The organism is uncultured Ruminococcus sp., assembly GCF_934476685.1.
GTDB lineage: Bacteria > Bacillota > Clostridia > Oscillospirales > Ruminococcaceae > Hominimerdicola.
This window is the reverse complement of the sequence record NZ_CAKSNX010000011.1, coordinates 14,324-29,537: the sequence shown is the minus strand read 5'-3', so window position 1 is coordinate 29,537 and position 15,214 is coordinate 14,324. Positions and strand designations below refer to the sequence as shown.

Below are 15,214 nucleotides of genomic sequence, written 5' to 3'. Positions count from 1 at the left end.
TTTGCAGCAGGCTTTTCGACAATTATTAACTGCAAGTTAATAATATAGTTTTTAGATATTAATGTTGGTTGATGCAGACCATTTTATTAAATTTTGCATTGTAAGAAATGTCATAATTATGTATAATTTAATACATTAAAGCGAATTTGACAATATTATGGAAGAGAGAGCGATGAATACAATGAAAACAATGAATTCAATTAAACCCGAACACAAAGTAAAGGTGCTGATCGGCGGAATATCCGCTCGTGCCTGCTGTCTGGCTGACTATCTGAAAGCAAAGGGAATGTATGTATGCTGCGTTGACGCAAATCCGCTTTCCATTCAGTTTCAGTCGCTGAAAAGAAATTATGATGCAGTTATCATCTCTCACAGGACAAAATATCCTAAAGCGCTGTGTGAAAATCTTAAAAGCATAGACGATCCGCCATGTCTTTTGCTCCTGCACAACGAAGATGACAAGGATTACAAGATATCGAACAGCGCCTGCGAATACTTCGATGATGAGATCAACGACCCAGATGACTGGGATTCCGTTTACAGAATGCTTATTGAAAAGGCGGATAAGAAAAAGTCTGAATACATTGATTTCACCGAAAATCATCATTTGACTGACAAGAAATATGAATGTAAACTGCACAACAAAATAACAGAGATACTCACAACGCTGTGCGTCACACCAAGATACAACGGTTACAATTACATAAGAGAGGCAATAAAAATATCTGTTGAGTGCGGCACTTCAAGAGGGATATCGAAAGAAATATATCCCGATATCGCCGCAAAGCTGGGCGTTACCCCATCTGCCGTAGAACGCAGCATACGCACCGCTATCCACCGCAGCTGGAAAAAGGCTGAACCCTCCGACAAGGTAGAGATATTCGGCACATATGCACTTAAAAAGGACTGGACTCCGACCAACAGCGAATTTATCTTTATCATAGCCGACAAGCTTTGCTGCGAACTTAACACCATTGCATGATATCCACACCAAAAAGCTGCTGATACAGAAATGTATCAGCAGCTTGATTTATATAAAGCGAAAGATCTGCTATGTCATATCCGCAAAGCTCCCCTGCGGACAGAAACGCTTTTCACGCTCTGCCACTCTGCGGACAGCAGCGACAAGCAAAAAAAATGATCCCCGCTCTTCTATTCTATGCAAAGTCATGCAAAGTGTTAAAGAGCAGGGAATGTTCATTGTATTTGATTTTAAGCTTTTAATCCTGCTTATCAGCTCTGTCCTTTGTGAGCAGCATTCTATCATTATCGAATACCTTGGAGCTTTTAGCAGAATACATATCCAGCAGATCCTGAAGCGACATTTTATCCCTCTGTTCTCCGCTGACATCAAGGATAATTTTTCCCGAATCCATCATTATCGTCCTTGAACCTGTTCTGAGAGCGGAATTAAGATTATGGGTTATCATAAGCGTTGTAAGATTTCTCTCCCTTACGATATCCTGTGTTATCTTCATTATCTTGTCGCTGGTCTGAGGGTCAAGGGCAGCGGTATGCTCGTCAAGGAGCAGAAGCTTTGGTGTAACTAAAGTACACATCAGCAGCGTTACGACCTGACGCTGACCGCCCGAAAGCAGTCCGACCTTTGTTTTCATTCTGTCCTCTAATCCCATATTCATCTGCGCAAGAGCAGTACGGAACACATCAAGATCCTTTTTGTTCAGCGCAAAGGCAAGCGCCTTTTTTCTGCTTCTTGAATATGCAAGGGCAAGATTTTCCTCAATAGTCAGATCCGGTGCAGTACCTTTCATAGGGTCTTGAAAAACACGTCCGATAGACTTTGCTCTTTTGAAATCCCTTACATAGGTTATATCCTCGCCGCCGAGAAGTATTCTTCCGCTGTCGGGCATAAATGTACCGCATATGGCATTGAACATAGTGGATTTTCCTGCGCCGTTTGAACCGACAACAGTCACAAACTCTCCCTCGTCAAGGTGAAGATCAAGACCGTCCAGCGCAGTATGCTCATTAGGCGTTCCCTTAAAAAATGTCAGATACACGTTTTCTATATCAAGCATTCTGTTCACCCGCCTTTACTGAGCCTGCATTTTTGATCGCTTTCTTTGACTTAGCAAGCTTTATGCGGTTCTTTACCGCAGGGATAGTGAGGGCAGCCGCAACTATAACAGCAGCCACAAGCTTCAGCATATACGCAGGGAAAATATCATAATATGTTGCCGCAGCGATTATGCCTCTGTACACAACAGAGCCTACCACAGCAAAGATTATGCCTAGGGTAACGCCCTTTTTGCCCACAAAAACCTCACCGATGATAACAGACGCAAGACCTACTACCAACATTCCTGCACCTGAGTTTATATCTGCAAAGCGCTGATACTGAGCGTAGATAGCACCGCACATTCCTATGCAGCTGTTGCCCACCGCAAGGGCAAGTATCTTTACTCTGTCAACATTTATAGATGACGCTCTTACCATTGTGTCATTGTCGCCTGCCGCTCTTATGCTAAGACCTGTTCTTGTCTTGAAAAACAGGATAAGGATAAGGCTAACAAGGGCAGTTATAACAAAGATAACGCCAAGTCTTACTATGTCCTTATCAATGCCGCTGAGCATTTCCTCGAATATGGAAAAGACCGTATTCACAGGATTTTGCGGACTGCTTATAAGATTTATGCTGGGCTGTTCACCAAGCACCCATGTGTTTATAGAATAAAGTCCGCTCATTGTAAGAATACCTGCAAGAACGGGGTGGATACCGCATTTTGTCTGAAATATTCCCGTCAGTATGCCTGCCGCAAAGCCTGCCGCCGTACCCGCAAGTATCGCCAGCAGAGGATGTCCCGCTATGGTCACCACAGCAGAAACCGCAATGCCGAAGGTGAAAGAACCCTCTGCGGTAAGGTCTGGTATATCAAGTATCCTGAATGCGATATAAATTCCTATTGCAAGCAGACCGAAAAGTATGCCCTGCTGCAAAGTTCCTAAAATTATACTCATTATCTGTTCTCCGCCGAACCTGCTGTCCGCTATTTGTCAGCTGTATCGGTAACTGTTCTCATTCCCTCCAGATCGTCAGGAAGCTGTATACCGATAGCCGCTGCTGCGTCTGTGTTTACTACAATATCGTCTGCTGCAACTATTTCAGTCGGGATATCCTTTATTGCCTTGCCGTTAAGATACTCTATGCACTTATCAGCTGTGATAGCGCCGATCTTTGTATCTGAGATAGCCTTTGTTGCGAATGCGCCGCTCTCTACCATTACTGCGCTTGAACCGTAAACAGGTATCTTATGATCTCTTGCGATCTGAGAAACAACAGGCATTGCAGTTTGGATTATAGAATCGTTTGGAACGAAGATAGCGTCGCACTGTGAAGCAAGAGCCTCTGCGGCTGTCTGTACCTCGCCAGCTGCTGTAACAGTCTTTTCGATATACTTCAATCCCTTTTCGTCAAGATACTTCTTAGCGTTCTCAGCAGTATAAACAGCGTTTACCTCGCCTGTGTTATAAAGAATGCCATATGTCTTTACGTCAGGTGTGAGCTGTTCAGCAAGACCGAATATCTCGCTTACAGGGACAGCGTTTGAAGTTCCTGTTGCGTTCATATCAGGCGCACCGTTGATATCAGAGATAAGACCTGCGCCGACAGGGTCGCCTACTGAGATAAAGAAGTCAGGGATATCTGTTCCTGTTCCCACAACAGCCTGTGATGCAGGGGTAGCAACAGTTACGATAGCGTCAGGCTTTTTAGCGATAGCGTCCTGAACGATAGTGTTCATATTGGTAGCGTCGCCCTGAGCGCACTTATAGATTATCTCGCACTTGTCCTCGTCATAGCCGTTATCACGAAGTTCCTGAATAAAGCCGTCCTTCATATCGAGGAATGCGCCGTTTTCGATCATTGTCATTACATAAACTGTGCGCTTTTCACCATTTGATGACTTGCCAGAACTGCTGTCTGAGGAAGATCCGCAGGAAGCCATTCCCAAAGTCAGAGCCGCAGCAGTGCAGACCGCAGCGACAGATCTCATAATTTTTTTCATATTCTTACTCTCCTTTAAACATTTTCGTTTTCTATTACATTGATAGCTTTTTCAAGCATCTCAACTGTGACCTTATATGGATAGTGTCTTATATCGCTCATAGTCGTGATAGTTTCAAGCAGACCGTCAAACTGATCTCTTGTGACCTCTATATCAGCAAGCTTTACAGGCAGACCGACTGACTTATTGAATTCCCTTATGCGCTTGTATTCCTCAGTCTGACCGTCAACAAGCAGGCAGATAAGAACACCGAATCCCACGACTTCGCCATGAAGATGCTTTTCCTCTATGCCGATAGAAGTGAGGGTATAGAACACAGCGTGTGCAAGTCCGCTGTTATAGTCAGGTGTATGATCCCTTGTAACGAATATGGAAACAAAACCTGTTGTCACGCATATAGCAAGGACAGTTTCCTTGAACTCGAATGAGCATATGCCGGCCTTATTATCTTCCAGCGCCTTTTTGCCGTATCTGATAATAGGATCAACGCACATACTGCTCATTGCAACTCCGAAAGCCTTGAAATGCTCCACCTCTTCGCCTCTTGAAGAGATAGTTGCCTCATAGTATTTGGCATATGTGTCGCCCATTCCTGCCCACAGGAACTCCGCAGGTGCTTCGCAGAGTATCTTTGTATTGATAAAAGAATGTACCGCAGGGCTGAGGAAGAAATACGGCTCGATAAAAGTTCCGTCAGGCTTATACATTATCGAAACCGATGTGCAGCAGGCACAGTTTGACGCAATGGTCGGGAAAGTAAACACAGGCTTTCCCGTCTTATCCGCAAGACACTTGCAGGTATCAAGAGCCTTTCCGCCGCCGACAGCAAAGATCATATCCGCAGCCTTTACCTCATCTTTCTCCATAAGAGCCTGAACATTTTCATAGCTCGACTCTCCGCCGTACCAGAGCGTACCGGTGAACTCCACAACGCCCTCTGAATTTTCCTTTATAGCTTTTTCAGCTTTTGAAAGAGCAGTCTTTCCGCCGATCATTACAGCCTTTTTTCCATAGCCGGAGCAGAACTCGCCTATTTTTGAATAGACGTCATCTCCTATACTGTAATTTGGCATTATCATAGTATAATTATCCATAGTTATCTGTTTCACTATCCTTACATCAGATATTTCCAATTTGACAAAGTCAGCGGTGCAAAACTGCACTATACAGACTTTATACACTATCATTATACTACATCAATACTGATTTTGCAAGACATTTCACATCAAATTTCAAATTTACCTGTTCAGAGCCAAATAGTAACTTCTGCCACGGCTCATAATGAATAGCCCATACTGCAAAAAGATACAAAAAAGCCGCAGCGGAAATATCCGTTACGGCTTAACTTTGGAGCGGGTCAAAGGGATTGCACCTTCATCTCCTCTCAGGAAGAAAGGTATTCTAGTAATTGAAATAAACCCGCAAGAAAAATATAGAGTTGCTGCAAAAGCAGCAACTCAGTGGAGCGGATTACGAGGCTCGAACTCGCTACCTCCACCTTGGCAAGGTGGCGCTCTACCAGATGAGCTAAATCCGCAAATGGTGCTTCCGAGTGGAATTGAACCACCGACACGGGGATTTTCAGTCCCCTGCTCTACCGACTGAGCTACAGAAGCATATGGCGACCGGAATGGGGCTCGAACCCACGACCTCTAGCGTGACAGGCTAGCGTTCTAACCAACTGAACTACCCGGCCAGATCTTAAGTGATCCGACATTCCGGAACTTAAGTCAAAAAAATAGGGAGTGTGCAGATCTCTCTGCACACACTCTATGGTGGAAACAATAGGGCTCGAACCTATGACCCTCTGCTTGTAAGGCAGATGCTCTCCCAGCTGAGCTATGCTTCCATATTGTCAAAAGACTTTCGTTAAGCTTTCGTTTAACTCATGTCCCTCACAACAGTATCTATTATACTACACATATCCTGTTTTGTCAAGGCTTTTTTTCAGTTTTTTTATACTTTTTCTCAGTTTGTGAAAAGCAGATAACCGCAATCGTGATTTGTTGAAAATTAGAGTGCAGATTTAACATAGCAGGTACTGCTTTCACATAAAAAAGCTCCGTATCTGCGTGATTTTCACAGGTACGGAGCTTTGATCTCTTACAATAAATTTTACTTCATCTGATTTTTCAGCTTGTTCTGTTCCTCTTCCATAAGCTTCATCAGATCCTCAAGGGTAGCTGAAGTATTTGCCGCTGATGTTGGCTTAGCCTGCGGTCTTGGCTTACGCTGTGCAGGTCTGTGCTGTACAGGCTTCTGAACAGGCTTTGCTGTTTCATTCGCAGCCTCGTCAAGAAGCTTTGATGCCTTTTCATAGTATGCGGACATATTCACGTCATCATTAAGGCTGAGTGAATCATCTGTAAGCTGTTCCTTCTTCTCTTCCTTCTTAGAGAAATCGAAATTGAAGCCGGCAAGCGGATCTTCGTCCTTCTTTTCCTTTTCAGGGATATAGATGCGGCTATCGTCCTTTTCCTCAGTCTTTATCTCAGCAGACTCTGCCTTTTCAGCAGCCTGACGGCGGTGTCTTGCGATCTGCTCGCCCTCGTCCTTTCCGCCAAAGAGGAAATCGTCAAGCTTGACTTCTTCCTTAGTTTCTTCCTCTTCTTCCTCGTCCTCTTCATCTTCTTCAGGTGAATGAGTTGCGATAGCGATTATAAGCTCAATAAGCACAAGGAGGAAAAGCGGAACTACTGCGCACACGATCATACCGAATTTAGAAGTGATGAAAGTAATCACCTTTCCTGCTGTTGTGAAATAGCTTGATGTAACGCCAACAACGTCAGATGACTTTATAGTATAGTATCTGTCGCCGTTTGCAACAGTATATGTAACTCCGTCCTCGCCCTCAGTTGTGTTTACATCTGCAAGCCAGTAAATTCCCGAACCCTGTCCCTCAACATTTTCACAGAGGACAGCAGAACCGATCTTCTCAACTGCATTTGTCAGACCGTTCGATGCGATAACAAGCACTCCCTTTGGAACAGAAGTTTCATATGTTCCGTCCTCTTTCTGAGCTTTCAGCTCGCTGTCGGTCATATAGATGCTGTATCCTGCGATGCTCGGTGTAACGTCCTTGTTCTTGAACACCTTGCCCACACCGAAGATTATCAGCATTTCAAGTATAATAAAGACAATGAAAAACACCAGTACGTTTTTGCCCGCATTGGACTTCTTATTGGTTTTCGCTCCCATACACTAACATTCCTTTCATAAAGACCTGTGCCGCACAGACACAGCCTGTCGATTTTACACAGAGGGCATACTCCCACTGAGCCGTTATTTTTTATTATATCACATTTATCCGCAAATTTCAACCGTAAATTTATATATTTTTGATATCCTCTAATTTTCCGCCCTTATGAGCTTTATGGTAAGAGAATGATCCTTTTCATTCTTTATAATAGAATATCCTGCATAGGAATAACCGAAATCGGGATAGTTCTCAGAGCCTTCTTTTAAGATAGTGAATATCAGAGGATTACCGCTTTCCGTTTCGTCCTCGAACACTGTTTTAAGCGTCTGCCCATAGACATTCTCATCAGCACATTTCACTCTCGCATAATCACCGTTTCCTGCCATAGCTGTGCATACTGCATTCAATATGATATTCTCCGCATCGTCAGCGCTTTCAATAAACGCTCCGCTGCGGCGGTAAAAATCATCTTCAACGCTCTGTGCCGCAGGATAATGGAGATATTTGTTCTCGTCCGCAGTATGGTCAAGATTCATCTGCTTATCTGTTATGGCAAAGTAGTCATACCTTATATAATCTTCACCCATTTGCGAAACAGGATCGTCCCATGTCGGGTCTGTGCAGTACCATTCTCCGTCAAGGAGCACCTTGTTCCATATATGTGGAAGCGGTTCACCATTCTCATATCCCGAACCTACCACAGGAACACAGCCTATGCCGACCTTTTCGCAGAGCGTGAGCATAGCCTTAGCATAGCCCTCACACACAGCCTCGCCTTCCACAAGACAGCCGTAAGCAGTATAGCAGCTGCCCTCATTCTCCTTATACTGACACGAAAGTATCAGATTATCATGGATATATCTGAACTTTTCATAATCGTCCCAGTCAGACCCCATGCCTGCAATAAGCTCTTCCGCCCTTGCGTCTATCTCAGCCTGCTGAGCGGCAGCCTCTTCCGCTGTCATTGTATAGCTTACCTCTACGGACATAACATATCCGCTGCTGTCGAGGGTGACCGAATACTCCTGCCCGATATAGGAAAACTCAGGGGCGCAGGAAGTACAAAGCACTATAAAGCTGCATATATCCTCCGACTCTATCACTCCGTCAGTTATATCTATATCCGTCTGGAACTCTCTGAATCCCTTATAAAGCTGTCTGCAAACGGTCTGTTCCTCCTCAGTAAGGAAAGAAGAGAAATACTCCGCCGCATAGGGCAGTTCAACGTCCGAAACGTCCTTGCTTTCAAGGGCTGAGTCCTCATTTTTATTGTCCGTTTTACCGACTGTGCTGTATTTGACCTGTATTCCAGTAGCCTCATTTGTTATGCCGCTGTCCAGCAGAGCATACTTTCTCTCCGCCGCCCAAGGCAGTTCAAATTCCCAGCCGTTTCTGTAAAATGCATACCACACTCCCGACGCACACACCATAGCCGCCAGAAGTCCCGAAAGCACTTTGATCTTTAGGTTTTTCCGTTTTTTTGATTTTCTGTATTTTTTGTCATCATTGCAATTTAACTGCGCCACTCTGAATCCCCGTTTCATATCCGCCGCATTAAAAATTTTTACACTATTTACACTCTTTACATTGTTTATCTGTCACAAATTCGTTTTGTCTTTTTGATTTTTTACTTTATTTACTGTTTTCGTTGTCTTTGCTGTCTTTATCTTTTTTATTGTCCGCTGTTTCGTCGTCATTCTCATCACGGATCAGCTCCGCTCTGAGCTTCTCTATTTTTCTGTCGTCTGTTTTTTCAACGCTGAAAAGCACATTTTCCCACTTTACGGCAGGTGTTTCGCCGTCCTCAGGTATTCTTCCCAACAGTTCTATCACCATTGCGCCGATAGTTTCAAACGGCGAATTTTCGTCAGCCTCTTTCCCTAAAGCCTCCATAACGTCCTCATAATCCGCCTTGCCCAGTATCTCGAACACTCCGTCGGATATCTCCGTTATCTCTTCCGCCTCGTCGTCATACTCATCCTGTATACTTCCCACAATGGATTCGATTATATCTTCAAGAGTAACAACGCCGGCCGTTCCGCCGTATTCGTCCACCGCAACAGCCATTTGTATCTTTTTCTCCGTCATTTCCTTGAAAAGTTCGCCGCACTTATGGGTTTCAGGAACGAAAAGTATCTCACGCATAAAGTCCTTTACCGTCCTGCTGTCTGCGCTCTCATGGAACACAAGGGTAAGCAGATCCTTGGCAAAGATAACTCCCTGAATATCGTCGATAGTTTCCTTGTATACGGGTATTCTGGAAAAACCGCTCTCTATGGCAAGCTCTACCGCCTCTTTTATCGGAGCGTTCTCCTCGATAGCCTCCACCTCTGTTCGGTGGGTCATAACGTCGCTTACCTCGATATCGTCGAACTCAAAGATGTTGCTTATCATCTCCGCCTGACTTTCCTCGATAGCACCCGTTTCGTTTACGGCGTCCACCATCATAAGTATCTCTTCCTCAGTTACAGCGTCATTCTTTTTCACGCTGCGCACACCGATCAGTCTGAGAAAGACCGTGGATATACCGTTGTTTATTATCTCCAGCGGCTTGAAAAGTGCAAGCCATACTCTGTACACTCCGCTCACCGTCAGCACGAATTTATCTCCCACACGTCCCGATGATACCAGACGTTTAGGGATATTTATACCGAAAACGCTTATAAACAGGGCAAAAATGCATATCACCGCAGCAAAGCTTATTAAGGAAACCGCATAATACTTCCACCCCTCGGAGGGCTGAAAGATCTTCTGCGTGAAAGCCTCTGCTATGGGTTCAAAAAAGTATACTGTACCCAACACAGTTATCAGCACTATCATTATCGTCCTTGAAATAAGGTTGGCAGCCATAAAGCGTCCAGGCTGTTCAAGCATTTTCATGAGCCTTGCCGCCCGCTTATCCTGCTCCGCCATTTTCTTTAGCTTTGCGTCATTGAATTCCACCGCCGCATTTTCACAGGCACAGAAAAATGCCATTACCAATGCTGCGGCTATGCAAACTATAAATCCCGTACTCAATCGCCCGGCGTCGTCCATTAAATATCAGCGTCCTTTTTAAATAGTATATTTGTATTTATATATAGTTTAATTAATATCATACCAAACAATTTCCCCCTTGTCAAGGATTTTCCCCCGCCCTTTGACTCCGCTTTGCACAGATTGACATATTAATCAAAAAGTATGCGATTGCTATTGACTTTTTTGACTAAAAGATTTATAATATACAGGTGAATGTGTTTTTGACAAATCTATATTAATTAGGAGGTTTCAAGGTGCGAAAAGTTAAAAAACCCGTGTTTTTTATCGTGCTGATCTGCATTTTAGGCTTCGCCTATCTTACCTATGCAGGCATACACACTCAGTACGGTGATATAAAAACAAGCTATATCAAGGGCGTTGACGAGATCCGCTGGGGAATAGATATCCAGGGAGGAGTAAACGCTACCTTTGAGCCTGACGGCGACGTTAATGCCACCGAGGACGAAATGGACGCTGCGAAGGCTGTTATCGAACAAAGACTTGTCAGCCTTAACATTACCGACAGCGAAGTTTACGCAGACTACAAAAAACAGAGAATAATGGTATCCTTCCCATGGCAGGCAGGAGAAGAGAGCTTTGACCCTGAAGAGGCTGTTTCAGAGCTTGGCGAAACTGCACAGTTGGTTTTCATAAAGGGTACGACCGCTCCGACAGGCGACGATGACGAAAATATCGTTCTGACAGGAAGCGACGTAAAGAAGGCTGAGGCTGTTACATATCAGGATCAGCAGACAGGCAGCTATACATATGCTGTAAGCCTTGAACTTAACGAGTCAGGCAAGAAGGCTTTTGCCGACGCTACTACCGAGCTTGCAGGCAGCGGTTCGATATCCATATGGATGGACGATGATATGATCTCCGCTCCTTCTGTAAACGAGGCTATCACAGACGGAAAATGTCAGATCACAGGCAGCACGTCAAATCCTTTTACATACGAATCTGCTAAATCCCTTGCGGATAAGATCAACGCAGGTTCACTCCCGTTCAATCTTAAAACATCAAGCACAAACATCATTTCAGCTACTCTCGGTGAGGGCGCAAAGAATGCAATGGTCATTGCCGGTATAATCGCATTCATCATCATTGCTATCTATATGATAATAATGTATAAGCTCCCAGGCGTTGTTGCTTCTATCGCACTTTTCGGACAGGCAGTAGGCTCTATCGCCTGCATCTCAGGATTTTTCGGAGTGTTCGAGAGCTTTACCCTGACTATACCGGGTATCGCAGGTATCATTCTTGCTATCGGTATGGGCGTTGACGCAAACATCATCACTGCTGAAAGAATCAAGGAAGAGCTTAACAACGGCAAAACTCTTAACGGCGCTATCGAGCTTGGCTATAAGAGAGCATGGAGCGCTGTATTCGACGGAAACATCACCGTTGTATTCGTTGCAATAATCCTTATGGGTGCATTCGGACCGACAGACAGCGCATTCGGACTTCTCCTCAGCCCTCTGTTCTCTATCTTCGGCGCATCTTCCGCAGGTACGATCTACTCGCTGGGCTATACGCTCCTTGTTGGTATCATACTCAACTTCGTGTTCGGTATTTTCTGTTCAAGACTGATGCTCTCATCACTTTCAAAATTCAAGTGCTTTAAGAACCGCAAACTTTACGGAGGTGCTGAGATCAATGACTAAGGAAATAAAAAACACCAAAGAAAGAAAAATTCTTAATGTGACCGGACACAGCAAGATATTCTACACGATATCCTGCTCACTCATTGCACTGTTCATTATCCTCACCGCTGTTATCGGACTTAACGTCGATATCGCTTTCAAGGGCGGTACGATACTTACTTACAGCTATACAGGTGATATAAGCGACTCAGACGTTTCAAAGATAGTTTCTGATACTCTTAACCTTAAAGCTACTGTAACAAAGGGCGAGAATACAGCTACTTCACAGAAAACAGTAAAGATCCAGTTCGCATCTACAAAGGGAATAAGCGATGACAAGCAGACTGCTCTCAAAGCTGCACTTGTTGAAAACTTCCCTGACAACGAGATCGAGCCTTTTGAAACAAACGACGTAAGCGCATCAAACGGTATGGACTTCTTCCTGAAGTGTCTTGCAGCCTGTGCACTTGCAGCTGTTATCACTATCATCTACATCGGATTCAGATTCAAGAAGATCGGCGGTATCTCTGCCGGTGTATTCTCCGTTGTGGCACTTATCCACGATATGTGCATGGTTTACGGCTGTTTCGTTATATGCCGTTTTGACATCAACGCAAACTTCATGGCTGTTCTCCTCACTATCCTCGGATATTCTATCAACGCAACTATCATTATTTACGACAGAATAAGAGAAAATCAGAACCTCAAAGGCAAAAGCATGGAGCTTGACGAACTTGTCAACCTCTCCATTACTCAGACTATGGGACGTTCTATCAACACAACAGTAACAACAGTTGCCGCTATGACGACCGTATGTATAGTTTGTCTTGTGTTCAACGTTACTTCGATTCTCAGCTTTGCATTCCCGCTCATCATCGGTATGATCGCAGGTGTATATTCTTCAAACTGCATCGCACCAACACTTTGGGTTCACTGGAAAAAGCATCAGGCTAAGAAAAAGGCTCTTGAAGATAAGTCTTCAAAGAAAAAGACTGCAAGCAAGGGCAGAAGATAATAAATAATTCTGATATCAAAAAGAACTCACCAAAAAAAGTGAGTTCTTTTTTCTTTGTCAATTTTATCAATGCTATCAATGTTATCATTGCTATGCAGTAACAAGGCTCATACTGACGTAACGTCTTAATTCCTCGCCGCTTATGGCAATACCAAGCTCGCAGGCGGTCTGCGACCATGTGGGGATACGTCTTTCTATATCCTCGAAATAGCGGTGATCTATTACCTCTCTCAGAAAATCACACTCAATATCATCACGCTTTTTTTCAAGTTCCCTGCGCCGCAAGGTCAGCCTGCCCAGTTCGACAGCAAGCTCCCTCAGCTCCGCCTTTTTATACGGCTTACATTCTCCGCTCTTTTCCTCTTTCAGCAGCTGTTGTGACAGACGCAGAATATTAACCCTCGTTTTTTTCTCACGGAGAATTATACTTCTGTATCTGCCGAACTCTCTCGTTTTCCCTGCCGCAGACGGCTTTCTTTCGCCGCCCGAAGTGTTGTAAGCCGCTAGATCCTTTCCCTTTTTGCCGTCCGAAAGGCTTATCTTCATTATCTCTTTCAGATACTCCTCAAGGCTTACGGCAGTCATAATGTCCTTTGTTCTCATTCCGATCCTCCCAAATCATAACTCATTTCGCTCGGTCACACTATCCGAACGTACGTTCAATCCCTTTGTAATATAGTATACTACCATAAAATGATTTTGTCAAGAACATTTGTTCTTTTTCATATGTGGGAAGATCAAATTTATGCGGTTTATTTATGTTCCCGATTTTTAAGCCTTTTTCCAGCCTTGCTGCCGTACATACTTACAGCCACCTCGACAAAGCTTTTAAGCATAGGGGCGTTCATAAGAGAGCGGTGATACATACCGAACGAAAGCGGCTCTGTATCCGTTATGGGGATATATTTTAGTCCTGATATCCTCTCAACAGGGAAAAGCGGTTCGACTGTAAACCCAAAGCCAGCTTTAACAAGAGTAAGACAACATTCTGCGCTGTCTGCAAAATACAGATCCTGTTCTTCATTCGCAGAAGCGAGCATACTGTGGATATGGTGGACTGATTCGTGGGACTTTACCCTTTCATTAAGTATGACCTTGCCTTTCAGCTGTGACATGGTAAGGCTTTCATACTGCGCCAAAGGGTTATCCTCCCTGCACACACAGACCATAGGGAATTTGCATAGTTCCCTGTAAGCCGCTCCGCTTTTCTCGTTTTCACTGCGGAAAGACACCATTACCTGTATGGTATCATCGGCAAGAAGATTGTCGATAGACTTGAATGGGATAACTCTCACATCGGGATAGACTTCGGGGGATATCTCACGCAGACTGCAGAGTATATTCTGCACCAGCATAAGTTCATATGCGCTGTGACAGCCTATACCGAGGCGAACACGGTTATCGTCCTTTCGGCTGAGCATACGGTGCTTTGCGCTCATGGCTATTTTCATTATGGAATCTGCGTCATTTATGAACTGTGAACCCTCCGGAGTAAGGCTGACGCTTTTACTGGTGCGGACAAAAAGCTTTACCCCAAGCTCGTCCTCTAGGGAGCTTATCTGGTGACTGACCGCAGGCTGTGTTATATTGACCGATTCGGCGGCTTTGGAAAAATTCAGATATTCCGCCACTGCAAGAAAACATTCAAGCTGTACTGTATTCATAAAGTTTAACCTCCGTTAATTTGTTGTATGATATTACATTTCTAAAAATGCATTTAATAAGTATCTATAAATATCCTTTATTGATTATAACATATTTCTATTTTACATTCAAGTATTTGTGTAGTATAATGTACAAAGAAAGAATTGTTAGGACGCTAACAATTCGGATTGAAACAGTAAGGGGGCGAATATTTTTCAGTAATGGAAACTAAAACGAACATAATGAAAGCCACCAAGTATATCCACTACAAAGTCGAGGCGGCTATCACGGCTCAGCTTTCAAAAACCGATCTCACCGCTGCGCAAAGCCACGTTCTTATGTGCATAATGGACGGTGGGGACATATATTCTTCCGATATACACAGACGACTGCATATCTCACGTTCCACCGTTTCGGGGCTGATAAAAAAGCTTCGTGCAAACGGCTATATAACCTACGAGAACGGCAGCGAATGCTGCGACGAACGTCACAAGCGCATCTGCGTTACAGACAAGGCGAGGGAGCATAAGGCTGAGATAGACAGGTGTTTGAGAAATATCGAAAGCACAGCTTTTGAAGGCTTTACAAAAGAGGAGCTGGATACGCTCAACGGGCTTCTTACCAAAATGGCTGAAAACACAAAACAAATCACAAAAGGAGGACTTTAAGA

13 protein-coding genes and 4 tRNA genes are annotated in these 15,214 nt (G+C 44.1%); 4 read left to right on the top strand and 13 right to left on the bottom strand.

From position 1 onward, the window contains the following. The first annotated feature begins 181 nt into the window (after nucleotides 1-181). Entirely contained in the window at nucleotides 182-982 is an 801-nt protein-coding gene (locus tag Q0E19_RS09845) for a sporulation initiation factor Spo0A C-terminal domain-containing protein (protein ID WP_294409300.1), read from the top strand. A 238-nt stretch (nucleotides 983-1,220) separates the two neighbouring features. Here the strand turns inward: Q0E19_RS09845 and Q0E19_RS09840 are convergent, their stop codons facing one another. From Q0E19_RS09840 to Q0E19_RS09790, 11 genes are all read right to left on the bottom strand, one after another. Next, complete coding sequence (locus Q0E19_RS09840) at nucleotides 1,221-2,039, bottom strand: ATP-binding cassette domain-containing protein (RefSeq protein WP_294409299.1); 819 nt, start codon at nucleotides 2,037-2,039, stop codon at nucleotides 1,221-1,223. Continuing rightward, entirely contained in the window at nucleotides 2,032-2,979 is a 948-nt protein-coding gene (locus Q0E19_RS09835) for an ABC transporter permease (protein WP_294409297.1), read from the bottom strand. Before Q0E19_RS09835 ends, Q0E19_RS09840 begins: the two co-directional genes overlap by 8 nt. A gap of 29 nt (nucleotides 2,980-3,008) precedes the next feature. Then, nucleotides 3,009-4,025 carry an ABC transporter substrate-binding protein gene (locus Q0E19_RS09830; RefSeq protein WP_294409295.1) on the bottom strand — a complete coding sequence of 339 codons (1,017 nt, stop codon included), beginning with the start codon at nucleotides 4,023-4,025 and terminating at the stop codon, nucleotides 3,009-3,011. A 14-nt stretch (nucleotides 4,026-4,039) separates the two neighbouring features. Continuing rightward, entirely contained in the window at nucleotides 4,040-5,158 is a 1,119-nt protein-coding gene (locus Q0E19_RS09825; RefSeq protein WP_365904969.1) for an iron-containing alcohol dehydrogenase family protein, read from the bottom strand. A gap of 328 nt (nucleotides 5,159-5,486) precedes the next feature. Next, nucleotides 5,487-5,562, bottom strand: a tRNA-Gly gene (locus Q0E19_RS09820). Between the two features lie 3 nt (nucleotides 5,563-5,565). Next, nucleotides 5,566-5,641, bottom strand: a tRNA-Phe gene (locus Q0E19_RS09815). Nucleotides 5,642-5,644: 3 nt separating this feature from the next. Further along, a tRNA-Asp gene (locus Q0E19_RS09810) sits at nucleotides 5,645-5,721 on the bottom strand. 77 nt (nucleotides 5,722-5,798) lie between these two features. Then, nucleotides 5,799-5,874 (bottom strand) — tRNA-Val (locus tag Q0E19_RS09805). 266 nt (nucleotides 5,875-6,140) lie between these two features. Further along, complete coding sequence (locus Q0E19_RS09800; RefSeq protein ID WP_294409294.1) at nucleotides 6,141-7,223, bottom strand: hypothetical protein; 1,083 nt, start codon at nucleotides 7,221-7,223, stop codon at nucleotides 6,141-6,143. 150 nt (nucleotides 7,224-7,373) lie between these two features. Continuing rightward, nucleotides 7,374-8,750 (bottom strand): transglutaminase domain-containing protein, encoded by a 1,377-nt coding sequence (locus Q0E19_RS09795; RefSeq protein WP_294409293.1) that lies wholly within the window; start codon nucleotides 8,748-8,750, stop codon nucleotides 7,374-7,376. Between the two features lie 106 nt (nucleotides 8,751-8,856). Beyond that, nucleotides 8,857-10,260, bottom strand: a complete 1,404-nt coding sequence (locus Q0E19_RS09790) for a hemolysin family protein (RefSeq protein ID WP_294409292.1) — start codon at nucleotides 10,258-10,260, stop codon at nucleotides 8,857-8,859. 236 nt (nucleotides 10,261-10,496) lie between these two features. On the opposite strand from Q0E19_RS09790, the gene Q0E19_RS09785 reads away from it, so the two are divergent. Both Q0E19_RS09785 and secF read left to right on the top strand, forming a co-directional pair. Further along, the gene (locus Q0E19_RS09785) at nucleotides 10,497-11,906 is read left to right on the top strand and encodes a SecD/SecF family protein translocase subunit (protein ID WP_294409291.1); all 1,410 of its coding nucleotides are present in this window, start codon (nucleotides 10,497-10,499) and stop codon (nucleotides 11,904-11,906) included. Next, nucleotides 11,899-12,900 (top strand): protein translocase subunit SecF, encoded by a 1,002-nt coding sequence (secF, locus tag Q0E19_RS09780; RefSeq protein ID WP_294409290.1) that lies wholly within the window; start codon nucleotides 11,899-11,901, stop codon nucleotides 12,898-12,900. Before Q0E19_RS09785 ends, secF begins: the two co-directional genes overlap by 8 nt. 90 nt (nucleotides 12,901-12,990) lie before the next feature. Here secF and Q0E19_RS09775 read toward each other — a convergent pair whose 3' ends face one another. Together Q0E19_RS09775 and Q0E19_RS09770 are read right to left on the bottom strand one after the other, a co-directional pair. Continuing rightward, nucleotides 12,991-13,503, bottom strand: coding sequence for a hypothetical protein (locus tag Q0E19_RS09775; protein ID WP_294409288.1), 513 nt, complete (start codon nucleotides 13,501-13,503; stop codon nucleotides 12,991-12,993). Between the two features lie 149 nt (nucleotides 13,504-13,652). Next, nucleotides 13,653-14,564: a LysR family transcriptional regulator gene (locus Q0E19_RS09770; RefSeq protein ID WP_294409285.1), complete on the bottom strand. Its 912-nt coding sequence runs from the start codon at nucleotides 14,562-14,564 to the stop codon at nucleotides 13,653-13,655. A 201-nt stretch (nucleotides 14,565-14,765) separates the two neighbouring features. Between Q0E19_RS09770 and Q0E19_RS09765 the strand changes: the two genes are divergently transcribed. Further along, on the top strand, nucleotides 14,766-15,212 hold the full coding sequence (locus Q0E19_RS09765) for a MarR family winged helix-turn-helix transcriptional regulator (RefSeq protein ID WP_294409284.1): 447 nt from the start codon (nucleotides 14,766-14,768) through the stop codon (nucleotides 15,210-15,212). Nucleotides 15,213-15,214 lie beyond the last annotated feature (2 nt).